This is a genomic window from Streptomyces sp. NPDC033966, assembly GCF_055575955.1.
On the sequence record NZ_JBVIRQ010000008.1, the window covers coordinates 1 to 21,911 of the forward strand.

17 protein-coding genes are annotated in these 21,911 nt (G+C 74.6%); 8 read left to right on the forward strand and 9 right to left on the reverse strand.

All coding sequences use genetic code 11. The features are described from left to right. The 3 genes from ACZ518_RS22585 to ptsP all read left to right on the forward strand — a co-directional run. A partial coding sequence (locus ACZ518_RS22585; RefSeq protein ID WP_469114798.1) for a hypothetical protein occupies nt 1–265 on the forward strand: 265 nt, incomplete at its 5' end. Between the two features lie 278 nt (nt 266–543). After that, nucleotides 544–993 carry a PTS sugar transporter subunit IIA gene (locus ACZ518_RS22590; RefSeq protein WP_469114799.1) on the forward strand — a complete coding sequence of 150 codons (450 nt, stop codon included), beginning with the start codon at nt 544–546 and terminating at the stop codon, nt 991–993. Between the two features lie 88 nt (nt 994–1,081). After that, nucleotides 1,082–2,752, forward strand: a complete 1,671-nt coding sequence (gene ptsP, locus ACZ518_RS22595; RefSeq protein WP_469114800.1) for a phosphoenolpyruvate--protein phosphotransferase — start codon at nt 1,082–1,084, stop codon at nt 2,750–2,752. An 87-nt stretch (nt 2,753–2,839) separates the two neighbouring features. On the opposite strand, the gene ACZ518_RS22600 is transcribed toward ptsP, so the two are convergent. After that, nucleotides 2,840–3,763 carry a hypothetical protein gene (locus ACZ518_RS22600; protein ID WP_469114801.1) on the reverse strand — a complete coding sequence of 308 codons (924 nt, stop codon included), beginning with the start codon at nt 3,761–3,763 and terminating at the stop codon, nt 2,840–2,842. A 57-nt stretch (nt 3,764–3,820) separates the two neighbouring features. Then, a complete protein-coding gene (locus ACZ518_RS22605; protein ID WP_469114802.1) occupies nt 3,821–5,797 on the reverse strand; it encodes an acetoacetate--CoA ligase in 1,977 nt (658 codons plus the stop codon). A 209-nt stretch (nt 5,798–6,006) separates the two neighbouring features. On the opposite strand from ACZ518_RS22605, the gene ACZ518_RS22610 reads away from it, so the two are divergent. Both ACZ518_RS22610 and ACZ518_RS22615 read left to right on the forward strand, forming a co-directional pair. Next, nucleotides 6,007–8,388 carry a glycoside hydrolase family 31 protein gene (locus ACZ518_RS22610; RefSeq protein ID WP_469114803.1) on the forward strand — a complete coding sequence of 794 codons (2,382 nt, stop codon included), beginning with the start codon at nt 6,007–6,009 and terminating at the stop codon, nt 8,386–8,388. 79 nt (nt 8,389–8,467) lie between these two features. Next, nucleotides 8,468–9,046 (forward strand): hypothetical protein, encoded by a 579-nt coding sequence (locus tag ACZ518_RS22615; protein ID WP_469114804.1) that lies wholly within the window; start codon nt 8,468–8,470, stop codon nt 9,044–9,046. A 38-nt stretch (nt 9,047–9,084) separates the two neighbouring features. Here ACZ518_RS22615 and ACZ518_RS22620 read toward each other — a convergent pair whose 3' ends face one another. Together ACZ518_RS22620 and ACZ518_RS22625 are read right to left on the reverse strand one after the other, a co-directional pair. After that, nucleotides 9,085–9,606: an SMI1/KNR4 family protein gene (locus ACZ518_RS22620; protein WP_469114805.1), complete on the reverse strand. Its 522-nt coding sequence runs from the start codon at nt 9,604–9,606 to the stop codon at nt 9,085–9,087. A gap of 2 nt (nt 9,607–9,608) precedes the next feature. After that, nucleotides 9,609–10,130 carry an NUDIX domain-containing protein gene (locus ACZ518_RS22625; protein WP_469114806.1) on the reverse strand — a complete coding sequence of 174 codons (522 nt, stop codon included), beginning with the start codon at nt 10,128–10,130 and terminating at the stop codon, nt 9,609–9,611. An 87-nt stretch (nt 10,131–10,217) separates the two neighbouring features. On the opposite strand from ACZ518_RS22625, the gene ACZ518_RS22630 reads away from it, so the two are divergent. Then, the gene (locus tag ACZ518_RS22630) at nt 10,218–10,673 is read left to right on the forward strand and encodes a Zn-ribbon domain-containing OB-fold protein (protein ID WP_469114807.1); all 456 of its coding nucleotides are present in this window, start codon (nt 10,218–10,220) and stop codon (nt 10,671–10,673) included. After that, complete coding sequence (locus ACZ518_RS22635) at nt 10,670–11,860, forward strand: lipid-transfer protein (RefSeq protein WP_469114808.1); 1,191 nt, start codon at nt 10,670–10,672, stop codon at nt 11,858–11,860. Before ACZ518_RS22630 ends, ACZ518_RS22635 begins: the two co-directional genes overlap by 4 nt. Nucleotides 11,861–12,057: 197 nt before the next feature. Here ACZ518_RS22635 and ACZ518_RS22640 read toward each other — a convergent pair whose 3' ends face one another. From ACZ518_RS22640 to ACZ518_RS22655, 4 genes are read right to left on the reverse strand one after another with little or no spacing between them, the layout of a single operon-like run. Further along, on the reverse strand, nt 12,058–12,684 hold the full coding sequence (locus tag ACZ518_RS22640; RefSeq protein WP_469114809.1) for a GTP-binding protein: 627 nt from the start codon (nt 12,682–12,684) through the stop codon (nt 12,058–12,060). Further along, nucleotides 12,665–13,096: a DUF742 domain-containing protein gene (locus ACZ518_RS22645; protein ID WP_469114810.1), complete on the reverse strand. Its 432-nt coding sequence runs from the start codon at nt 13,094–13,096 to the stop codon at nt 12,665–12,667. The genes ACZ518_RS22640 and ACZ518_RS22645 overlap by 20 nt, the downstream gene beginning before the upstream one ends. A 10-nt stretch (nt 13,097–13,106) precedes the next feature. Then, on the reverse strand, nt 13,107–13,544 hold the full coding sequence (locus ACZ518_RS22650; RefSeq protein ID WP_469114811.1) for a roadblock/LC7 domain-containing protein: 438 nt from the start codon (nt 13,542–13,544) through the stop codon (nt 13,107–13,109). Next, the gene (locus ACZ518_RS22655; RefSeq protein WP_469114812.1) at nt 13,541–16,339 is read right to left on the reverse strand and encodes a sensor histidine kinase; all 2,799 of its coding nucleotides are present in this window, start codon (nt 16,337–16,339) and stop codon (nt 13,541–13,543) included. Before ACZ518_RS22655 ends, ACZ518_RS22650 begins: the two co-directional genes overlap by 4 nt. Nucleotides 16,340–16,692: 353 nt before the next feature. Between ACZ518_RS22655 and ACZ518_RS22660 the strand changes: the two genes are divergently transcribed. After that, nucleotides 16,693–17,115, forward strand: coding sequence for a hypothetical protein (locus ACZ518_RS22660; protein WP_469114813.1), 423 nt, complete (start codon nt 16,693–16,695; stop codon nt 17,113–17,115). A 66-nt stretch (nt 17,116–17,181) separates the two neighbouring features. Here the strand turns inward: ACZ518_RS22660 and ACZ518_RS22665 are convergent, their stop codons facing one another. After that, entirely contained in the window at nt 17,182–21,897 is a 4,716-nt protein-coding gene (locus ACZ518_RS22665; protein ID WP_469114814.1) for a hypothetical protein, read from the reverse strand. Nucleotides 21,898–21,911 lie beyond the last annotated feature (14 nt).

Genomic DNA, 21,911 nt, shown 5'->3' on the forward strand with positions numbered 1-21,911 from the left:
TTGGCACGCTGTTGAGTTCTCAAGGAACGGACGCTTCCTTTGTACTCACCCTCTCGGGCTTTCCTCCGGGCTTTCGTTCTTCGTTCTTGCGTTTCCGACTCTATCAGAGTCTTTCTCGCTCGCTTTCCAGGTCCTGCGCTTTCGCGCTTTCCCATTCCGGCGATTCCGACTCTATCAGTGGTTTTCTGTCTCTCCGACCACTCTCCGTTTTGCCATGACGGCACACGGAAAGGATCAAACGGAGATCGAGATGATCACTGATTGAGGAGGAGTCCCGGCCATCGACTGTTCGCGAGATGTTCACGCGGCACGTCCTGGCGGGAGTCACGACAGTACAGCTCCCGTAGGAGACAGGCAAATCGATTCACGCGTATGGTCTAGTCCACCGGTCTAGTCCACTAGTCTCCGTGTCCAAGGGCCAGCCCGGATCGGGACCATTATCGGGCGAACCCGTACAACCTGTGCAATATCCTTCAGACGAGTACGCCGTTCGCGACAGGCAGTGACGGCGGCACGACGAAGCCCCACCCCTGGGAGGCCCCCATGACCAACGTGACGTCCCCTCTCGCCGGACGCGCCATCGGGCTCGCGGCAGTGCCCGACCCGGTGTTCTCCGGCGCGATGGTGGGACCGGGCACCGCCATCGATCCCGTGCGCGAGCCCTCGGAGGCGGTGTCCCCGGTCGACGGTGTGGTCGTCTCCCTGCACCCGCACGCGTACGTGGTCGTCGACGGCGAAGGCCACGGCGTTCTGACCCACCTCGGTATCGACACGGTCCAGCTCAACGGCGAGGGCTTCGAGCTGCTCGTCAACAAGGGCGACACCGTGACCCGCGGCCAGGCCGTCATCCGCTGGAACCCGCAGGCAGTGGAAGAGGCCGGCAAGTCGCCGATCTGCCCCGTAGTGGCGCTCGAGGCGACGGCCGACTCGCTCGGCGAGGTCCGTGAGGACGGCGACGTCAAGGCCGGGGACCAGCTCTTCAGCTGGTCCTGACCTCATCCGCACCGAGGGTTGCGGTCCAGCCCGAACCGCCCCTTGCGGGGCGTGACCAGACCACTACAGGCCAGGGAAGACTGAACTGATGGAGACAACGCTGCGAGGCGTAGGCGTGAGCCACGGTGTGGCGATCGGCGAGGTTCGGCACATGGGTACGGCCGTACTCGAACCGCCCGCGAAGCAGATCGCCGCGGACGAGGCGGAGCGCGAGCAGGGGCGCGCCCGTCAGGCCGTGGAGGCTGTGTCGGCCGACCTGATCGCACGCGGTCAGCTGGCCGGCGGCGAGGCCCAGCACGTGCTCGAGGCCCAGGCGATGATCGCCACGGACCCCGAGCTGATGTCGGACGTCGACCGGCGGATCGTCGTCGGCAGCACCGCCGAGCGCGCCGTCTACGACGCGTTCGCCTCCTACCGCGACCTGCTCGCGGGCGCCGGCGAGTACATGGCCGGGCGGGTGGCCGACCTGGACGACGTACGGAACCGGATCGTGGCGCGGCTGCTGGGCGTGCCGATGCCCGGCGTGCCGGACAGTGACGAGCCGTACGTGCTGATCGCGCGGGACCTGGCTCCCGCCGACACCGCGCTGCTGGACCCGGCGCTGGTGCTCGGTTTCGTGACCGAGGAGGGCGGGCCGACCAGCCACAGCGCGATCCTCGCGCGGGCCCTGGGCGTGCCGGCGATCGTGGCGCTGCCCGGTGCGGGTGAGATCGCCGAGGGCACGGTCATCGCCGTCGACGGCAGCACCGGTGACCTGTTCGTGGAGCCTACGGCGGAGAAGCGGGCCGAGCTGGAGGCAGCGGCCGCCGAGCGGAAGGCGGCGCTGGCCGCTTCCTCCGGTCCCGGTGCGACGTCCGACGGTCACAAGGTGCCGCTGCTGGCCAACATCGGCGGGCCGGCGGACGTGCCGGCCGCGGTGGAGGCCGGGGCCGAGGGCGTGGGTCTGTTCCGCACGGAGTTCCTGTTCCTGGACGACAGCAGGAAGGCGCCGTCCGAGGAGAAGCAGATCGAGTCGTACCGCAAGGTTCTGGAGGCGTTCCCCGAGGGGCGTGTCGTCGTGCGGGTGCTGGACGCCGGCGCGGACAAGCCGCTCGACTTCCTGACCCCGGCGGACGAGCCGAACCCGGCGCTGGGCGTGCGCGGCCTGCGCACGCTGCTGGACCACCCGGAGGTGCTGCGTACGCAGCTGACCGCGCTGGCCAAGGCGGCCGAGGGGCTGCCGGTCTACCTGGAGGTCATGGCCCCGATGGTGGCCGACCGCCAGGACGCGAAGGCGTTCGCGGACGCGTGCCGCGAGGCCGGTCTGGTGGCGAAGTTCGGGGCGATGGTGGAGATCCCCTCCGCCGCGCTGCGGGCGCGCTCGATCCTGCAGGAGGTGGAGTTCCTGTCGCTGGGGACGAACGACCTCGCGCAGTACGCCTTCGCCGCCGACCGGCAGGTGGGCGCGGTGTCGCGGCTCCAGGACCCGTGGCAGCCCGCGCTGCTCGACCTGATCGCGATGTCGGCCGAGGCCGCCAAGGCGGAGGGCAAGAGCTGCGGTGTCTGTGGTGAGGCCGCTTCGGATCCGCTGCTGGCCTGTGTGCTGACGGGTCTGGGTGTCACCTCCCTGTCGATGGGTGCCGCTTCGATCCCGTACGTGCGGGCGACGCTCGCCAAGTACACCCTCGCGCAGTGCGAGCGTGCGGCCGCCGCCGCGCGGGCCTCGGACAGCGCCGAGGAGGCGCGGGTGGCCGCGCAGGCGGTGCTGTCCGGCGAGTAGCGGGCGGTACGCGTTTCTCCGGTCCGAGGGGCCTTCGCCGGTGGCGGGGGCCCCTCGGGCGTTTCGGTGCGGGCCGGGCCCGGCAGGCTACTCGTGGTGCGGGCCGGGGACGTCCACCTCGTAGCCGGGGCAGTATTCGACGCCGGGCTCCGGGGCCACGGGGTCGCCGGTGTCGGCGTCCGTGCAGTAGGCGTCGAAGACGGCCGCGGCGGTGAGGGCGACGAGGCGGCCCCGGTCCAGGCGCCAGCCGTGGACCCGGTCGCGGAAGCCTTCGGTGGTGCTCCGCAGTACCAGTCCCCCGGAGCCGCCGAGGGCGAGGCCGGCGGCCAGGACGGTCACGAAGTCGAGGCCCTCGCGGCCCTGGACGCGGGGCCGGGCGCCGGGCTCGGCGGCCGCTTCGGCGTGCAGGACGGCGATGAGCTGTTCCTCCTCGGCGGGGACGCTGCACACCAGGTGGTGGTGGCCGGGTCCGGCACCCGCGACGAGGCGGTCGAGCATGTCGGCGGCGCGCTCGAAGGAGGCCTTGCCGATGTCCTCGCCGCAGTCCGCGCAGGCGCCGACGCCTGCGAGGAGCTCGGTGGAGTACTCCCAGGTGGACTGCCGGACGGCTTCGTCGACGAGGAGCGGTACGAGTTCCTCGACGGGCTGGCCGGCGTAGGGCAGTGTCGGGCCGCCGGCGAGTTCGGCGGTGAAGCGGGTGCGGGTGTGGGCGCTGTCCGGGTCGAGGCCGTGTTCCGCGCAGTAGCCGGCGTACTCCTCCGGGTCGAAGAGGGCGACGGTGGTGTGGATGCCCTGGGCGGCGAGGGAGCGCAGCAGGGCGTCGATCCGGCGGAGGTAGTCGGGGTACTCGTCGTGGTGGTCGAAGCAGAAGGTGCGGTAGTCCCGCATGGCCGCGAAGTCCCCGGGGTCGGTGATGAGGCCGACGGTGCTGGGGACCTCGCGGCGCAGTGACGCGGTGGCCGATGCGGGTGCGGTCGCGGTGGTGCGTGGTGTGTCGGGCGTGGCGTTCATGGTTCCCCCTGAGCGTGCGATCACTTGCTCACTCACGGTAACCACCACCACTGACAGTCACCCCCGGGTGCGGCCGATCTCCTCGTAGAAGGCGAGCAGCTCCGGGTTGTCGACCGAGCCGGGGTTGACCGCCTTGGCCATCGGGGTGCCCTGGAGGAGGCGCTTGACCGGGACCTCGATGCGCTTGCCGGTGAGGGTGTGCGGGACGGCCGGGATCTCGATGACCTCGTCGGGTACGTGGCGCGGGGAGAGCTGCTCGCGGATGGTCGAGGCGATCTTCTTGCGCAGGGCCTCGTCGAGGACGGCGCCGGGGGCGAGGTGGACGAAGAGTGGCATCCAGTAGCCGCCGTTGGGCTCCTCCAGGCCGATGACCAGGGATTCCTTGATCTCGGGGAGGCGTTCGACGACCTCGTAGATGTCCGCGGAGCCCATCCGGACGCCCTGCCGGTTGAGGGTGGAGTCGGAGCGGCCGTGGATGACGACGGAGCCGTGGTCGGTGATCGTGATCCAGTCCCCGTGGCGCCAGACGCCGGGGAACATCTCGAAGTAGCTGTCGCGGTAGCGGCTGCCGTCGGCGTCGTTCCAGAAGTGGATCGGCATGGAGGGCATGGGGGCCGTGACGACCAGTTCGCCGACCTCACCGGTGAGGGGCTTGCCGGCCGGGTCCCAGGCCTGGAGGTCCGTACCGAGGCACGCGGCCTGGAGTTCGCCGATGTGGACGGGGAGGGTGGGGACGGCTCCGGCGAAGCAGCTGCACACGTCGGTGCCGCCGCTGACGGAGGCGATCCACAGGTCTTCGGCGACCTCCTCGTGGAGCCAGCGGAAGCCGTCGGGCGGCAGCGGGGAGCCGGTGGTGGCGACGCACTTGACGGCGGAGAGGTCGAAGTCGCGGGACGGGTGGACCTCGGCCTTCTTGCAGGCCATCACGTAGGCGGCGGAGGTGCCGTAGAGGGTGGCGCCCGTACGCTCGGCGATCCGCCACTGGGCGCCGGTGTCGGGGTAGCCGGGGCTGCCGTCGTAGAGGACGACGGTGGTGCCGGTGAGCAGGCCGGAGACGAGGAAGTTCCACATCATCCAGCCGGTGGAGGTGTACCAGAAGAACCGGTCCTCGGGGCCGAGGTCGCAGTGCAGGCCGAGCTGCTTGAGGTGTTCGAGGAGGATGCCGCCCTGGGACTGCACGATGGCCTTGGGCGCGCCGGTGGTGCCGGAGGAGTAGAGGATCCACAGCGGTTGGTCGAAGGGGACCGGCTCGAAGACCGGCTCCTGCGTGCCGGAGGTCAGGTCGGCCCAGGCTCGGGTGCCCTCGGGGGCCTCGGTGCCCAGGAGGGGGATGTGGACGACGGCCCGCAGGGAGGGGAGGCCTTCGCGCAGCTCGGCGACGGTCTCGCGGCGGTCGTGTTCCTTGCCGCCGTAGCGGTAGCCGTCGATGGTGAACAGGACGACCGGTTCGACCTGTTCGAAGCGGTCGAGGACGCTGCGGGCGCCGAAGTCGGGGGCGCAGGAGGTCCAGACCCCGCCGACGCTGGCGGTGGCGAGGAAGGCCACGACCGCTTCGGGGATGTTGGGGAGGTAGCCGCTGACCCGGTCGCCGGGGCGCACGCCGAGGGCGCGCAGCTCGGCGGCGAGAGAGCCGACCTGGCGGCGGAGCCCGGCCCAGGTGAGGGGGGCGGGTTCGTGGGTCTCGTCGACGTGGAGCAGGGCGGGGTCCCCGGCGCGGGCGGGGTCCTCGGCGGCGCGCAGGGCGTGCTCCGCGTAGTTGAGGGTGGAGCCGGCGAACCAGCGGGCGCCCGGCATGGAGCGGTCGGCGAGGACCTCCTGGTAGGGGGTGGTGAAGCGGACCTCGAACCACTCGGCGACCGCCTGCCAGAAGGTGTCGAGTTCGTCGACGGACCAGCGCTGGAGGGCCGGGTAGCCGCCGTCGGCGGGGGCGCCGAAGCGTTCGGCCGCCCAGGCCTGGAAGCGGGTGACCTGGGCCCCGGCGATCCTGTCGGGGCTCGGGGACCAGAGGGGTTCCGGCTGGGTGGCAGAGGTCATGGGTCGGCTCCCGGTCAAGTCTGGCTCTCGCGCTTCGTGTGCGTACGGCGCCGTCGCGGCGTCGGTGTGCGCGGCGGCTCACAGGGACCATGCCATGTGATCGACATCCGCACCAGAGCTGTCCTGGTCCGGTCGGTTTGATCGTTTTCCGGGTGAACGGCAGCTGAACGCCGCCCGCGCGGCGGGGGGCCGGTGGCAGGGTGGCCGGCATGGACGGTCGTGATCTGGTGCGTGCGGTGAGGGAGATCGGTACGGCGCGCGGGCGGCGGGCCTGGCGCTCGGCGTGGCGCCACCGGCGTGCGGACGCCGAGGGGCTGCCGCGCCGGGGCGCGGAGCGGGCGCGGGTGCCGGGGCTGCTGGCGGGTACGGAGGCCCGGCCGGGCGGTGGCGTGCTGCGGTTCGCGCGCAGTGAGCTGCTGGTACGGGTGGCCGTGGGCGGTGCGGTGTTCTGGGGGTGGGACGGGGCGGAGCCGGGACCCTCGTACGCGGTGGTGGGCGGTGGCCCGGCGCCGGATCCGCGGGCGGTGCTGGAGCCGGACACCGGGGGTGGCTGGCGGGTGGTGTCGGAGCGGGTGACGGTGGCGGTGTCCCGGCACGGCGCGGTGGAGGTGCGGACGCCGGGCGGGGCGGTGCTGCGGAGGGAGCTGCCGCCGCGCTGGTGGGATCCGGTGGGGGGCGCGGACGGCGACGGCGCGGACCCCGTGCCGGCCGGGGACGGTTCGCGGTGGCTCCAGCGGTCGGAGGTGCCGGCGGACGCGCGGTTCTTCGGGCTGGGCGGGCGGGCGCGGGGGCCGCGGCTGCGGGACGGGGAGTACCGGCTGTGGAACACCGATCCCAAGGGCGGTTTCGGGCCGGACACGGACCCGCTGTACATCACCATGCCGGTGCAGGTGGTGGCGGCGGACGCGGGGACGCACCTGGCCTTCTACGACAACCCCTGGGAGGGGCGGGTCGTGCTGCGCGAGGGCGAGGAGGGGGCCGGTTCGGGGGCGGACCGGCCGGGGACGAGCGAGCTGCGGATGGAGGGCGGGCCGCCGAGGTGCTGGGTGCTGCCGGGGACGCCGGCGCGGGTGATGCAGGGGTGGTCGGGGCTGACGGGGGCGGCGGCGGTGCCGCCGGAGTGGGCGCTGGGGTACCAGCACGCGCGGTGGGGTTTCGGGAGCGAGGCCGAGGTGCGGCGGGTGGTGGCCGGGTACGAGGAGCGGGGGCTGGCGCTGTCGGCCGTGCACCTGGACATCGACCACTACGACGGGCACCGGGTGTTCACCGTGGACCGGGAGGCGTTCCCCGATCTGCCGGGGCTGGCCCGGGAGGTGGGGGCGCGCGGGGTGCGGCTGGTGTCGATCGTCGACCCGGCGGTGAAGGCGGGGGACGCGGTGCACGCCTCGGGCCGGGCGGTGGGGGCGCGGGGGGCGTTCGTACGGGACGCGCGGGGCCGTGAGGTGCGCGGGGAGGTCTGGCCGGGCGAGTGCGCGTACCCGGACTTCACGGATCCGGCGGCGCGGGAGTGGTGGGGCGGGCTGTACGAGGAGCGGCTGGCGCAGGGCTTCGCGGGGTTCTGGCACGACATGAACGAGCCGGTGTCCTTCGCGCCGTGGGGTGACGCGACGCTCCCCCGGTCGGCGCGGCACGTCCTGGAGGGGGCGGGCGGGGACCACCGGGCCGGGCACAACGTGTACGGCCTGTTGATGGCGCGGGCCGGCTGGGAGGGCCTGGTGCGGCTGCGGCCGGCCGAGCGGCCGTTCCTGTTCTCCCGGTCGGGGTGGGCGGGGATGCAGCGGTACGGGGGCACGTGGTCCGGTGACGTGGAGAGCAGCTGGGAGGGGCTGCGGGCGTCGCTGGCGCTGGTGCTGGGGCTCGGGCTGTGCGGGGTGCCGTACTCGGGTCCGGACGTGGGGGGTTTCGGGGGGTCGCCGTCGCCGGAGCTGTACCTGCGGTGGTTCCAGCTGGGGGCGTACCTGCCGTTGTTCCGGACGCATTCGGCGATCTGGGCGGGGCGGCGGGAGCCGTGGGAGTTCGGGCCGGAGGTGGCGGAGCCGGCCGCGGCGGTGCTGGCGGAGCGGGAGCGGCTGCGGCCGTACTTCGTGACGCTGGCGCACCTGGCGCGGCGGACGGGGGCTCCGTACGTGCGGCCGGTGTGGTGGGGGGCGCCGGAGGACCGGCGGCTGCGGGACTGCGAGGACGCGTTCCTGCTGGGGGACGCGCTGCTGGTGGCCCCGGTGCTGGAGTGCGGGGCGGACCGGCGTGCGGTGCGGCTGCCGCGGGGGCGCTGGTACGACACGGCCACGGGGGCGGCGTACGAGGGGCCCGGGCAGGTGCTGTTGGAGGCCCCGCCGGGGCGGATGCCGGTGCTGGCGCGGGCGGGGGCGGTGCTGCCGGTGCGGCGGGGGGACGGGGCGGTGGGTCTGGAGGCGTGGGCCCCCGCGCGGGGGCGGACCGGCGGCGGGGTGGTGATCCGGGATCCGGGGCCGGGGTTCGAGGCGGGCGAGGTGGAGCGGTACACGGTGCGGTGGGCCGGGGAGGAGGTGGTGGTCGAGGACGAGGCGGGGGGTGTGGTGAGCGGGGTGGAGGTGCGGGGACTAGGGGTGTAGGTCCGGTGTAGGGAGGAGGAGGATGCTGCGGGCGGCGGCGGGTGTGCCGTCGGCGGTCGGTCGGAGCAGGGAGTTTGTGATGGTCTTAACGAGCCCGGCGCGGGCGTACGCGCCGGACCGGTCGGCGCTGGGCCGGCGGGTGCTGGCCACCGCGCGGCGGTGGGACCGGGTGCCGGGTTCCGAGGTGGTGGGGGCGTGGCAGCCGGTCACGGTGTGGGCCCTGCTGCTGGTGACCGGGGTGGTTCCGGCCGGGAGCCCCCGGGAGTTGGGGGTGGCCGCGGTTTCGCTGGCCGCGGCGGGTTTCCTGCACGGGCTGCTGCTGGTCAAGCCGCTCGCGGCGCTGGGCCGCTGGACCGCCCGGGTGAGCGCGTGGCCGCGGCCGGTCGCGGTGGCGGTGCTGGCCGCCCCGGTGTCGGCGCCGGTGGCCGTGGTGGTGCGGTGGTGGCTGGGGACGCAGGGCGCTCCCGTGCCGGGCTTCGGCGTGGTGTGGGCCGGGTGCGTGGCGGGCGCGGTGCTGCCGTTGGCGGTCGGGGCGTTGCTGCGGGGGCGGGCCCGGCCGGTGCCTGCGGGGGCGCTGTGGGCGCGGGGTGCGGTGGTCGCCGGGACGGCGGTGGGGGTGGTCGGGCTGGCTTCGCTGGTGATGGCGCTTCCGGTCTAGGGGGTGGGTGTCCGGGGTGGTGCGGGGGGCGGGTGCCGTCAGGGGAGGAACGCGTAGGTCGGGCCGTCGGGCGCGCGGTCGCGGGAGCACAGCGTCACGTCCCTGCCCTTGAGGTAGGCCAGCAGCCACTCGCCGAAGGTCATCTCGTAGCGGGTCCAGGCCGGGCTGTCGAACTCCTGGACCACGACCCGCCAGGGTGACGAGGGGGCGTCGGGGACCTGGAGGAAGACCGCTTCGCCCGTGGTGGCCGTCGCCACCGGCAGCAGCTCGCCGGGGTTCGTCCCGGCCGGCCCCGGCAGGAACTCGGCCATGTCCTCCTCGCGCCAGAGTTCGAGGTCCTTCCTGATGAAGGTCCCGAGGTCGTGCAGGAGATGGGGCGCGGGGTGGTGCAGGTACAGCTGGGAGTTGACCTCGATCGAGCCGTAGGCATCGGTGAACTCGCGGAAGTCGGCGGGGAATCCGACGCCGAGTTCGGCCTCCAGTGCGGTCCACGGCGCCGGGTCCGACCAGTTGAAGCGGGGTTCTCCCAGGAGGGCCGTGATCTGCGCGAGCGTCGCCACCGTCACTCCCCCGCCCGCGCGTAGTGGCCCGCGAACCAGGAGGCCGCCGCCCGGGTGTGGAGGGGGAAGGCCAGTTCCGCCGGGGCGTGGAGGAGGTGCCAGCCCGTCGTCTCGTCCGTGGCGGCCGAGGGCGGGAGGGCGGAGGCCGGGCGGGGCGGGAGGAGGCCGAAGACGAGGAGGTGGCCTCCCGGGGAGCTGAGGACGTCGGCGAGGGCCACTTCGGAGGCGGGGGCTTCGATGCCCGTCTCCTCGCGGAGTTCGCGGACCACGGCCGTGCGCCAGTCCTCACCGAAGTCCATGAACCCGCCGGGGAGCGCGATGCCCCCCAGGGCCGGTTCGATGGTGCGGGTGATGACCACCAGTCCGGTGCCGGCCGCGTCCTCCACCGGGAGGAGGGCGACGGCCACCGGGAGCGGGTTGCGGTAGGTGACCGCGTCGCACGCGGCGCACTTGCGGGGCCATCCGGCCGTGTCGAACGGAGCTCCGCAGGTGGAGCAGTGCGAGTCCCTCAGCTGTGCCGGCATGCGGCGATGGTACCGGCCCCTGTCGCGGCGGGGCGGCCCGTGGCAGACTTCTGACGCTTCGTCAGATCACGCTGTCCGGGAGGGGACTTGGAACGCACACGCACGCCCGTGCTGAGCGGGTGGTTCACCGACGCGGGTGCCGGGGGCGGCTTCCGCCTGCTCGGCACCCGGTGCTCCGCCTGCACCTCGGTGTTCTTCCCGCGCGAGGACGCGTACTGCCGCAATCCGCACTGCCCCGGCGGCGGCGAGCTCGCCGAGGTGCCGCTGTCCCCGCGCGGCCGGGTGTGGTCCTACACCGACGGGCGCTACCGGCCGCCCGCCCCCTACGTGTCCGATCCGGACGCGCCCTGGGAGCCGTACACCCTGGTCGCGGTGGAGCTGGAGGCCGAGCGGATGGTCGTGCTCGGGCAGGCCGCGCCCGGGGTGACGGTGGCGGACCTGGCGGTCGGCATGGAGGTGGAGGTGGTCGGCGGGGTGCTGGACGGGGACGCCGGGACCGGGTGGACCACCTGGCGGTTCCGGCCGGTGGAGGGGGCGCGGTGAGCGGGGACGTGGCCGTGCTGGGGGCCGGCATGCACCCGTGGGGCAAGTGGGGCCGCAGCTTCGTCGAGTACGGGCGGGCCGCCGCCCGGGCCGCGCTCGACGACGCCGGGCTGCAGTGGGCGGACGTGCGGTCCGTGGTCGGCGCCGACACCGTGCGCGGCGGCTACCCGGGGTACGTCGCCGGGGCCACCTTCGCGCGGGCGCTCGGCTGGCAGGGGGCCCGGGTCACCAGCGTGTACGCGGCCTGCGCCTCGGGGGCCCAGGCCATCGGTGCGGCCCGGGCGCAGATCCTCGCCGGGCTGGCGGACGTGGTGCTGGTGGTGGGCGCCGACGCCGCGCCGAAGGGGTTCTTCGCCCCGGCGGGGGGCGACCGGCCCGACGATCCCGACTGGCTGCGGTTCCGCATCCTGGGCGCCACGAACCCCGCCTACTTCGCGCTGTACGCCCGGCGCCGGATGGCCCTGCACGGGGACACCGCCGAGGACTTCGCGCTGGTCAAGGTGAAGAACTCGGCGGCCGGGGCGCACAACCCGTACGCCCGCTACCGCAAGGCGGTCTCCGCCGGGGAGGTGGCGGCCTCGGCGGTGGTGGCCGACCCGCTGCGGCTGCTGGACATCTGCGCGACCTCCGACGGGGGCGCGGCGCTGGTGCTGAGCAGCATGGACTTCGCGCGGGCGCGCGGGGTGGCCGACCCGGTGCGGATCCGGGCGGTGTCTACGGTGACGCCCACGTATCCGCGTACGGTGCTGGACCTGCCGGACATCGCGACCGACTCGGCGGCCGCCGTGGAGCCCGCGGCCGGCTCCTTCCGGGCCTCGATCGCCCGGGCCGCGTACGAGGAGGCGGGGCTGGGGCCGGAGGACCTGTCGCTGGCCGAGGTGTACGACCTGTCCACCGCGCTGGAGCTGGAGTGGTACGAGGACATCGGGCTGTGCGGTGAGGGCGAGGGCGCCAAGCTCCTGCGGGAGGGCGCGACGGCGCTCGGCGGGCGGGTGCCGGTCAACGCGAGCGGCGGGCTGGCCTCCTTCGGGGAGGCGGTCCCGGCGCAGGCCATCGCCCAGGTGTGCGAGCTGACCTGGCAGCTGCGGGGTACGGCCGGGGCGCGCCAGGTCGCGGGGGCGCGGGCCGGGATCACCGCCAACCAGGGGCTCTTCGGGCACGGGTCGGCGGTGGTCGTGGTGCGGTGAGTGCCGCGAACAAGTGCTGCCGTCAGGGTGCTTGACGGCCCCGGGCGGCGGGTTCACACTCGCTCCACGGTCCCGCGGCGACGGGGACCCGGCGACCCCCCATGAGAGCTGCGGCCCGTACCCCAGTCGGCGGGGGTACGGGCCGCCTCGACGCGCGGGGCGCGCCCGGCAGGGCGCTCTCGGTCGGCGGGGCGCTCTCAGGAGGAGGCGCTCAGGCTCGCGCGGCGGGCCCGGGCGAGCGACATGGCGTGCTCCACGACCCCCACCAGCACGTCCTTGACGGACTCCCGGTCCCGGGCGTCGCAGAGCAGCACCGGCACCTCGGGGTCGAGGTCGAGCGCGTCGCGCACGGTCACCACCGGGTGGCGGTCGGCCCCGTCGAAGCAGTTGACCGCGACGAGGAAGGGGATGCCGCGCCGTTCGAAGTAGTCGATGGCGGCGAAGCAGTCGGCGAGCCGGCGGGTGTCGGCCAGCACGACGGCGCCGAGGGCGCCCTGTGCCAGCTCGTCCCACAGGAACCAGAAGCGGTCCTGTCCGGGGGTGCCGAAGAGGTACAGCACCAGGTCCTCGCGGAGGGTGATGCGGCCGAAGTCCATGGCCACGGTCGTGGTGCTCTTGCCCTCCACTCCCGCGGTGTCGTCGATGCCGAGGCCCGGTTCGGAGAGCCGTTCCTCGGTCCGCAGCGGACGTATCTCGCTCACCGCGCTGACCAGGGTGGTCTTGCCCACCCCGAAGCCGCCCGCGACCAGGATCTTCAAGGTCAGCGGCTCGACCGGCGAGACGGCGTGCATCGCACCGGTGCGGCTAGAGCGCCCGAAGGCCATCGATCACCTCACGGAGAATGGATTCATCGGGCAGTTCGGCCGGCGGGACCGGCCTGGTCACGTGGACCAGCTCCTCGTCGACGAGGTCGCCGATCAGGACCCGGACGACGCCGATGGCGAGGTCGAGTTCCGCGGCGAGTTCCGCGACCGACTGGGGGCGTTCCCGGCACAGCCCGAGGATGTGGGCGTGTTCCGGGGAGAGGGTCATGTCCCAGACCGGATCGTCGGCCGCCGCCTCGGCGACGACGAGCGCGATCAGGTCGAGACGGTGCTGGGCGGCGTGGCTGGTCCGGCCGCGGGTCATGGCGTACGGGCGTACGACGGGACCCGCGTCGTCGTCGAACCAGTGCGGGTGGCCGGTCTCGGGCGTCGGACGGTCGGTCGGGGGGTGGTCCTGGCCTGGATCGCTCATGCCGTCCGACTCACCCTCCGGCTGGCTGCCCGGAGCGCGGGGCGGTCGCCAGGTGGTCGCCTACGCGCTTGACCATGAGCGTCATCTCGTACGCCACCTGCCCGACGTCGGAGTCGGAGTCGGAGAGCACGGCCAGGCAGCTGCCGTCGCCCGCGGCCATGACGAAGAGGAAGGCCTCGTCGAGCTCGACCACCGTCTGACGGACCCGCCCGGACTCGAAGTGCCGGCCGACGCCCTTGGCCAGGCTGTGGAAGCCGGAGGCCACGGCGGCCAGGTGCTCGCTGTCCTCGCGGGTCAGGTCCTTCGAGCTGCCCGTGGGCAGGCCGTCGCCGGAGAGGACGACCGCCTTGCGGATGCTGCCGACCTTGTCGACGAGTTCGTCGAGGAGCCAGTTGAGCGGGCCGGAGCCGCGGCCCCTGGTGTCGTTTCCGGTCTGCGGTGCGGTCATCGACCGTCCCCTTCGTTCTCGTGCGCGGGACCGGCGCCGGAGCGGCCGGCCTCGGTCTCGGACTGCTGCTGTGCGTGCTGGTCGCGGCCCGCCGTCCAGCCTCGCTGGAGGGCGGACATGCGCGTGCGTACGTCCTCCGCGTCCCGGTCGGTCACCGGGTCCCCGGGGGACTGCGCCGCGGCGGGAGCCGGGGCGTTCTTGAGCTGGGGTGCGAGGTTGGCCTGGCGCACCCGGCGGGGCAGGCCGCCCGGGCCGGGCGCGGGCGCGGGCTCCTCGGAGCCCGTACGCGGCTGCGCGGGGGCCGCCTTCACGGCGGCCGGGCGGGGCTCCACCCGGCGGCCGTGCTCGGCGACCAGGGTGGGCGTGGGGCGCCGCCGGGGCAGCGGGACCGCTGCGCCGGCGCGGGGGCCGTCGGGGTGCGCGGGCTCCGGGCGGGGGCGCTCCGAGCGGACCGGGCCGGTCGGGGCCAGGGCCTCCCGCCCGCGGTCGCGGTCGCGCTTCCAGGGGCCGCGCTCCGCGTGGCCCGCGCCGTGCGGGTGGCCGCTGGGGGGCCGCTCCGCGGAGCCGGTGCCGAGGAGGGCGCTGCGCGGGATGCCGCCGGGCGGGGTCTCGTCGTCGAGGGTGGCCATGGGCGGGCGGCCGCCGACGCCGGTGAGGCCGGCGATGCCGGCGGCGACCTCGTCGAGTCCGGCGGGGTCGTCGAGGGCGTCCAGCCCGAGGAGGCCGAGGGGGCCCTCCAGCTCGACCGGGCCGTTGAGCACGCCGGCCGGCAGCGGGCGGGCCGACGGGGCCCGGTCGATGGCGGTGGGGCCGGGCCGCGCGGAGCTCTTGGCGCCCGGGCCGGTCCTGACGCCCCTGACGCCCTTCACGGCGTCGAGGCGGATGCCGGTGCCGTTGGTGTCCGGGGCCTCGGTGAGGAGGTCGGCGGGGAGGAAGACCACGGCGGTGGTGCCGCCGTAGGGGCTGGGCTGGAGGACGACCTTGACGTTGTGCCGGCGCGCGAGGCGGCTGACCACGAAGAGGCCCAGGCGGTCGGTGTCGGAGAGTTCGAACTCGGGGGTCTCGGCGAGCCTGAGGTTGGCGTCGAGCAGCGCCTCCGGGTTCATGCCGAGGCCGCGGTCGTGGATCTCCAGGGTGAAGCCGTTGGCGACGCGTTCGCCGTGGACCTGGACGGCGGTGTGCGGGGGCGAGAACACCGTGGCGTTCTCCAGGAGTTCGGCGACGAGGTGGGTGACGTCGGCGACGGCCGGGCCCTCGATGCCGATGCGGGACAGGCGACGCACCTCGATGCGCTCGTAGTCCTCGACCTCGGCCACGGCGGCCCGTACGACGTCCATCAGCTGGACGGGCTTGCGCCACTGGCGGGAGGGCGCGGCGCCGGAGAGGATCACCAGGCCTTCGGCGTGGCGGCGCATGCGGGTGGTCATGTGGTCGAGGCGGAACAGGTCGGCGAGTTCCTCGGTGTCCTCGGTGCGCCGCTCCATGGTGTCGAGCAGGGTCAGCTGGCGGTGCAGCAGCACCTGGTTGCGGCGGGCCAGGTTCACGAACACCTCGGAGACACCGCGACGGAGCTCCGCCTGCTTGACGGCGGCCTCCACGGCGGCGCGCTGGAGGCTGTTGAGGGCCAGGCCGACCTGGCCGACCTCGTCCTTCTCGAACTCCAGGCGGGGGGCCTCGGTCTCGACGTCGACGGTCTCGCCGGCCGCGAGGCGGCGCATCACGCTGGGCAGCCGGACGCCGGAGGCCTCGTGCGCCTCCTTGCGGAGCCGGGACAGGTCGCGGATGAGGTCGCGTCCGATGCGGACGGACATCACGAGGGAGAAGACGAGGGCGATGAAGCCGAGGACGCCGGCCACGGCGGCCTGGACGAGGACGCCGATGGCGACGGGCTCCACGCGCTTCTGGTAGCGGTCGCCGGCGGCGGTTCCCATGGTGGCGAGGTCGCCGAGGACCTTGTTCGCGGCCTCGTCCCACTGGGCGGCGGTGACGCGCGGGTTCTTGCCGGCGCCGCCGGTGATGAACCGTTCCTCCGCGTCGCGCAGCGCCTTGGTCTGGGCGCCGTTCCAGTACTGCTCGAAGAGCTTGCGGTCGTCGGGCGGCATGATCGCGAGGTTGAACTCGTACAGCAGGGCGCGGTTGGCGGCGAAGTCGGAGACGCGGCGCAGGTCGCCGGCGGGGACGTTGCCTGCGGCGAGGGCGGAAGCGATGACCGCGTCCTCGCGGGAGAGGGTCTCGCGGGCGCGGGTGATGCCGACGAGTGCGCGGCCCTGCTTGTCCATCTCGACGTTCTCCAGGGCGTGGAGGTTCATCAGGAACTCGTAGCAGGGGTCGACGAGCCGGCTGTAGAGCTCCAGGGCCTGGCCGGGGCTGACCCCGCCCTGGTCGACGGAGCGGCGCAGTGCGGTGAGGCCGTGGAGGGCCTGGACGATCGACCCGAGGCGCTGGCGGGCCTGCGGGCTGAGCTCGTCGGAGACCTCGGGGTCGAGGGCGTTCGCGGTGATGGAGCGGACCATCGCGTCGGTCGCGGTGCGGCTCTTGGTGAGTTCGGCGGTGGCGGCCACCGCGCGGGGGTCGCCGAGGACGACCAGGGTCTGACGGCGTTCCTTCTGGAGGACGCGCACGACGTCCTCCATCGGGTAGCCGACCTTCTTGATGACGTACGCGACGTCGAGCAGCTGCACTGCCTCACGGCCGGTGATGACCGTGGAGAAGCCCCAGAGGGCGGTCAGGGAGACGAGCGGCACCAGGAGCAACGCCACGATCTTCCGGCGGATGGACTTCCCGCGAAAGCGCATGGCCTCCCCAGCCTCCCCCAGCTCAACCCCCTTGTCGGGGGTCGGTGTTCCGTCATTTAAACGGCGTGAGCCTACTACTGCCACGGAGCGGCTTCGCAGAGGTGTCCGGACGTTTTCGGCCTGACCCCCGTACGAAGATCACCAGTTGTCCGATGTTTCCGGTCAAGTCCGGCCCGATATGTGGCAGATGACACTCGGTGGGGTGTCGGTTCCATTGTCCGGATGGATGGCTGGAATTCTGCCCTCCGGGTCCGGTATACGGAACTCCGCGGGTGGTTCCGATCGTCTGACAGACAGGGCGGGAAGTGGGGCCGGGAGCGGGGCGGGGAGAAGAGGCGGGGAGTGAGCGGGCCATGAGGATGTACGAAGAGGACGGCACGGCGGCGGAGGCTCCGGGGCGGGGCCTGTGGGTGGAGGAGCCGGCCCGGCGGCGCCGGATGCCGGACCCGGTGCGCTCGTCGGCGGTGCGGGCGGTGCTGATCGTGGCCGTGACGCTGACGCAGGCCACGATCACCTTCTTCCTCGCGCTGACCGGGTCCTGGCTGGCCTTCCCGATGGTGCTGGTCGGGATAGCGGCGACGATCGTGGCCACCTGGTCGGTGCTGGACGTGTGGATCACCCGGCAGATGTGGAACCAGCGCCATGGCGTCCTGTCGGAGCCGAGCAGCGCCGCCCGCGAGCCCCGGCGGGGCCGCATACCGGCCCGGGAGGGCCGTCTGGCGGCCTCTCCCCTGGCCGGGGGCGTACCGGTCCACCAGCGCTCAGGGCATCGCTGACCTGCCGGGAGCGGCCGCGAGCCGGCCACCGCCCGGGAGCGGTGACCGGCTCGCGTCCGGGGCGGGTCAGGACTGCGCGGCGGCCGCGCGGCGGAACATGCGGGTCGCGGTGATCTCTCCGTGGATCGTCTCGCCCTCCGGGGACTGCTGGGGCAGGCCCGGGCGCAGGTGTTCCTCGACGCTGATGTACTTCAGGCCCGCGCGCAGGTCGGCGTCGTTGCGCAGCCGGATGACCAGCGGGAACTCGGCGAGGGCCGTGGTGTCGAAGAGGCCCGTGGTGTAGAGCAGCTGGACGCCGAGGGCGTCCGAGACGGCCCGCTGGAGCTCCAGCAGGTACGTGGCGTTCGCGCGCCCGATCGGGTTGTCGAGGAAGAGCGTGCCCGCGTGCCGGTGCTTGTCGCGGCCCCGGTCGTTGCTGCGCAGCGCGGCCATCGTGCAGTAGAGGGCGATGGCGGCGGTGAGCAGCTGGCCGCCGGAGAAGACGTCGCCCATCTGGCCGACGGGGACCCGCTCGGCGCGCAGCACGGCGTCGGGCTTGAGGATCTCGACCGCGATGCCCTTGGGCTCCAGGGCCGCCTGGACGCCGCGCAGGAGCAGGGACATGCCGTCGCGGCGGCCCTCGCCGAAGGCGGCGTTCTTCTTCACGGCCGTGCGGGTGGCCTCGTCGATGACCTCGCCGAGCCGTTCGGTGAGGGTGGCCTGGTCGGGCTCCTCGAAGCGGATCCGCAGGAACTCCTGGCCCGACCACTCGCCGAGGCCCTCGGGGAGCTGGGAGAGGCGCTGGGCGGAGCGGAGCGTGGCCAGGGCGGATTCCACCAGTCCGCGCAGCCGGTCGACGATGCTGTCGCGGTTGCGCTCCAGCTGCGCGAGCTCGTCGGTGAGCACGCGCAGCCGCGGGGCGAACGCGGCGGCCCAGGCGGCGGCGTGCTCGGGCAGGGCGGAGGCGGGCAGTTCGCGGATCTGCTGGCGCGCGGGGGTGCGTACCTGCTCGTAGCGGTTGGCGTTGGCGTGCCGGACCAGGACGTCGCTCGCCTCGCGCACCGCGGACTCGGCGGCGGAGAGGTCGGCGGCGCAGCCGCGCAGGGAGCGGCGGGCCTCGGCGGCGGACTGCCGGGCCTCCTCAAGGGTGCCGGGGTGGGCCACCGGCTCCGGCTCGTCCTCCGGGTGGGTGTGGTCGCGCAGCAGGTCCCGCAGGAGGGCGGCGGTCTCGTCGAAGCCGCCGGCGCCGTCCTCGGCGGCGCGGTGGGCGCGCAGCAGGTCGGCGTGGGCGGCCCGGGCGGCCTCCACGGCCGCGGAGTGCGCGGCGAGCTGGGCGGTGGCGGTGCGCAGCAGGCCCTGGGCCTGTTCGACGTCGGCCGGGATCAGCTCCTCGGGCAGCTCGGTGTGCGCCCCGCCCTCGGCGGGGGCGTGCCGTTCGGCTTCGCCGCGCAGCCGGCCGAGCTGCTCGCTCGCGGTGGAGGCACGGGATTCCAGCATCTGGACGAGGGCCTCGGCGCGCGCGGCTGCGGCCTGCCGGGAGGGGCCGTCGGCTCCGTCGGTGCCTTCGAGGAGCTGGGCGGCGCGGGTGCGGACCTTGTTGGTGAGCCGGTCGAGTTCGGTGAGGGCGGCGCTCTCGTCGCCCTCGGCGCGGGCCTGTTCGGCGCGCAGGTCGGCGCCGACGCCGACCTTCTCGTAGACCTGGGAGGCGGTGCGGTAGGCCTCGCGGAGGTCGGGCAGCGGCAGCCGGTGCTTGTCGGAGGTGCCGTCGTCCTCGGGCAGGGGCTCGGGGGCTCCGGCGATCTCGGCGCGTTCGGCGCGCAGGGCGCGGGCGGTGCGGCGGGCGTCGTCGGCGGCGCGCTGGGCGGCGCGGCGGTCCTCGTCGGCGGCGCGGGCGCGGTCCAGGCAGACCTCGGCGCGGGCTTCGGACTCGGCGGCCTCGTCGGCGAGTTCGCGGACCTTGGCCTGCCAGCCGGAGCGTTCGCGCAGGCGGTGGGCGAGACCGGCGAGGGCGTCGGCGGCCCGGCGGGCGCGCTGGGCGGCGTCCTGGCGTTCGTCGCGGACGCGGGCGGCGTCGGCGGCGGCCTCGTCGGCCTCGGCGCGTACGGTACGGGCCTCCGCGAGCTCGGCGTCGGCCTCCTCGGCGAAGGACCGGGCGGCGGCGGCCTGCTGGGCGAGCTCGGCGAGGCGGCCGGGCGGGCAGCCGGTGCGCCAGGAGGAGAGCCGGGCGGCGAGTTCGCGGTCGCCGGCGAGGCGGGCGGCCAGCTCGCGGATCTCGGTGTCGCGGGCGGTGGCGCGGGCGCGCAGCGCGTGGCGTTCCTCGTCGGCGGCGTGCTCGTCGTGCATGGCCGGGTTCGGCGGTACGAGGAACACGGCGTCGGTGCCGTCGGCCGGCGGCACCGGCGCCAGCAGGGCGGCGGCCGTGCCGACGGCGACGGTGGAGCGGGGCAGCAGGGCGGCGGCGGAGAGGACCTCGCGGGCCCGGCTGTGGGTGTCGGGGTCGGTGATGACGACGCCGTCGACGAGTTCGGGGCGGGCCGCGAGGACGGCGGCGTGGTCGGCGGGGTCCACGGACTGGGCGAGGTAGCGCCAGCCGGGCAGGGCCGGGATGCCGTGCTCGCCGAGGTACTCGACGGTGGCGAGGACGTCGGGGCCGGGCGGGAGCAGGCCGCCGTCGCCGAGCGCGCCGAGGATGCGGGCGTCGTCGGCGGCGGCGGTGCGCAGCTCGAACAGGTGGCGTTCGGCCGAGCCGACGGTGCCGGCCAGCAGTTCGCGGAGGCCGTCGGCGTTGCGGTCGAGGTCGTCGGCGGTCAGGGCGCCGGCGGGCGCGGGGTGGTCCGGGGCGGCGGGGCCGGTGCCGCCGCCCGCCGCCGGAACGGCCCCGGCGGCGGTGTGGGCCGCCAGTGCGGCGGATTCGGCGGCCTGGCCGGCCCGCGGGCGCGGGAGGAAGGTGTCGGGGGCCGACGGGAGGCCCAGGAGCTCCGCGAGGCGCGGGGACGCGGCCAGGGCCTCGGCCGCCCGGTGCTCCGCCGCGTGGGCGGCCTCGGCGGCGTCGGCGGCGTCGGCCGCGCGGGCGGCGGTGAGTTCGGCACGGGATTCCGCCGAGGCGGCCTCGCGGGCGGCTTCGGCGGCACCGCGGGCGGCCTCGCGGGACTCGTCCCAGGCGGCCACGGCGGCCTTCTCGGCGTCGCTGGCGGCGAGCGCGGCGCGGGCCGGGTCGGCGTCGGGGGCGGTGTCGTCGAGCCAGCCGGCGCGGACGGCGTCGGCGGTCTCCTGCTCGACCTCGGCGAGGCGGGCGCGCAGGTGCTCGGCCTCGCTGCGGGCCCGCTGGGCGGCGGTGGCGGCGGCGGTGGCGTCACGGTGGGCGGTCTCGCCGACGGACTGGAGCTCGGCGGAACGCTCCTCCTCCTCGTTGGCGGCGCGTTCGCCCTGCTCGGCGGCGGTGTGCAGGGCCCGTACCAGCTCGGCGGCGGCGGTGGCGCGGGCGGCCAGCGCGGGCGCGGCGTCCCGTTCGGCCTCCAGGATCGCGGCGGCGACGCGGGCGGAGCGGTCGGCGGCGGCGCGGTGGCGCAGCACGGTCTCGGCGGCCTGCCAGGCGGAGTGCAGGGTGCGGGCTTCGAGGAGCTCGCGGCGCTGGGCGGCGGCGGCCTTGTCGGCGACGGTCAGGGCCAGGGAGGCGTGCCGGTAGGCGAGTTCGGCGGAGACGGCGGCGCTGCGGGCGCGCTGGGACTCGGCGGCGGTGACCTCGTGGGCGGCGCCGGTGACCCGCTGGGCGAGGTCGGCGGCGCGGCCGCGTTCCTCGGAGGCCCGGGCGGACAGCCGCCGGGCGAGGGTGCGGGTGCGGCGCTCGGCGCCGGCGTGGACGTCGCGCAGCCGGGAGCGGGTCTCGGCGGCCTCCACGATGCGGGTGAGGAGGTCCACCGAGCCGGCGGTGAAGTCGCGTTCGGCCATCAGCTCGGCGCGGCGGCCGAGCTTGTTGCCGAAACCGTGGACCAGGTCGGCGAGGCCGTCGGTGTCGCGGGTGTCGGTGACGGCGCGCAGCAGGAGGTCGGTGAAGTCGGAGTCCTTCTTGACCGCGAAGAGGCCGGCGGCCTCGCCCTCGTCGGCGTTCATCTCGCGCTGGTAGCGGAAGAGTTCGGGGTCGAGGCCGAGCTCGGTGAGGTGCTCGTTCCAGCGGTCGTGGATCTCCTCCCAGTACACCTCCAGGTGCGGGTACGCCTTGCCGGCCTCGGTGATCGCGTCGCGGAAGCCCTTCATGGTGCGGCGGCGGCCCTGGGCGCCGGAGGCGCCCTCGGCGGGCGGGCGTACGGAGGTGGCCTCGGCGACGGGCAGGTTGTCCAGGCTCAGGCCCGGCCCGGGGCGGAAGGAGTACCAGGCCTCGGCGAACTTGCGCGGGTCGTTGGAGACCTGGCGGCCGCGCCACTCGCTGACCTTGCCGACGACCACGCACTCGCCGGTCTGGGTGTGCTGCCATTCGAGGGCGACGTGGCCGCAGTCGTCGGCGAGCAGGAACTTGCGCAGTACGCCGGAGCTGGCGCCGCCCAGGGTGTTGCGGTGGCCGGGGAGCATCACCGAGAAGATCAGCTTGAGCAGGACGGACTTGCCGCCGCCGTTCTCCAGGAAGAGCACGCCCGCGGGTGCGGGGCGGCGCGGGGGCCCGGTGGGCTCGTCCTCGAAGAACTCCGCCTGGGCGGGCGCCGGGTGGGGCACCGGCTCACCGACTCCGCGCAGGTCGAGCACGGTGTCGGCGTAGCGTGCGCCGGCGGGCCCGATGGAGTAGAGGCGGATCCGGGACAGCTCGTACATGGCGGCGGACTCTC

Excerpts from the sequence above, each read along its gene's own strand:
- ACZ518_RS22590 (WP_469114799.1), top strand. The coding sequence starts at position 544 with ATGACCAACGTGACGTCCCCTCTCGCCGGACGCGCCATCGGGCTCGCG.
- ptsP (WP_469114800.1), top strand. The coding sequence starts at position 1,082 with ATGGAGACAACGCTGCGAGGCGTAGGCGTGAGCCACGGTGTGGCGATC.
- ACZ518_RS22600 (WP_469114801.1), bottom strand. The coding sequence starts at position 3,763 with ATGAACGCCACGCCCGACACACCACGCACCACCGCGACCGCACCCGCA.
- ACZ518_RS22605 (WP_469114802.1), bottom strand. The coding sequence starts at position 5,797 with ATGACCTCTGCCACCCAGCCGGAACCCCTCTGGTCCCCGAGCCCCGAC.
- ACZ518_RS22610 (WP_469114803.1), top strand. The coding sequence starts at position 6,007 with ATGGACGGTCGTGATCTGGTGCGTGCGGTGAGGGAGATCGGTACGGCG.
- ACZ518_RS22615 (WP_469114804.1), top strand. The coding sequence starts at position 8,468 with ATGGTCTTAACGAGCCCGGCGCGGGCGTACGCGCCGGACCGGTCGGCG.
- ACZ518_RS22625 (WP_469114806.1), bottom strand. The coding sequence starts at position 10,130 with ATGCCGGCACAGCTGAGGGACTCGCACTGCTCCACCTGCGGAGCTCCG.
- ACZ518_RS22640 (WP_469114809.1), bottom strand. The coding sequence starts at position 12,684 with ATGGCCTTCGGGCGCTCTAGCCGCACCGGTGCGATGCACGCCGTCTCG.
- ACZ518_RS22645 (WP_469114810.1), bottom strand. The coding sequence starts at position 13,096 with ATGAGCGATCCAGGCCAGGACCACCCCCCGACCGACCGTCCGACGCCC.
- ACZ518_RS22650 (WP_469114811.1), bottom strand. The coding sequence starts at position 13,544 with ATGACCGCACCGCAGACCGGAAACGACACCAGGGGCCGCGGCTCCGGC.
- ACZ518_RS22655 (WP_469114812.1), bottom strand. The coding sequence starts at position 16,339 with ATGCGCTTTCGCGGGAAGTCCATCCGCCGGAAGATCGTGGCGTTGCTC.
- ACZ518_RS22660 (WP_469114813.1), top strand. The coding sequence starts at position 16,693 with ATGAGGATGTACGAAGAGGACGGCACGGCGGCGGAGGCTCCGGGGCGG.
- ACZ518_RS22665 (WP_469114814.1), bottom strand. The coding sequence starts at position 21,897 with ATGTACGAGCTGTCCCGGATCCGCCTCTACTCCATCGGGCCCGCCGGC.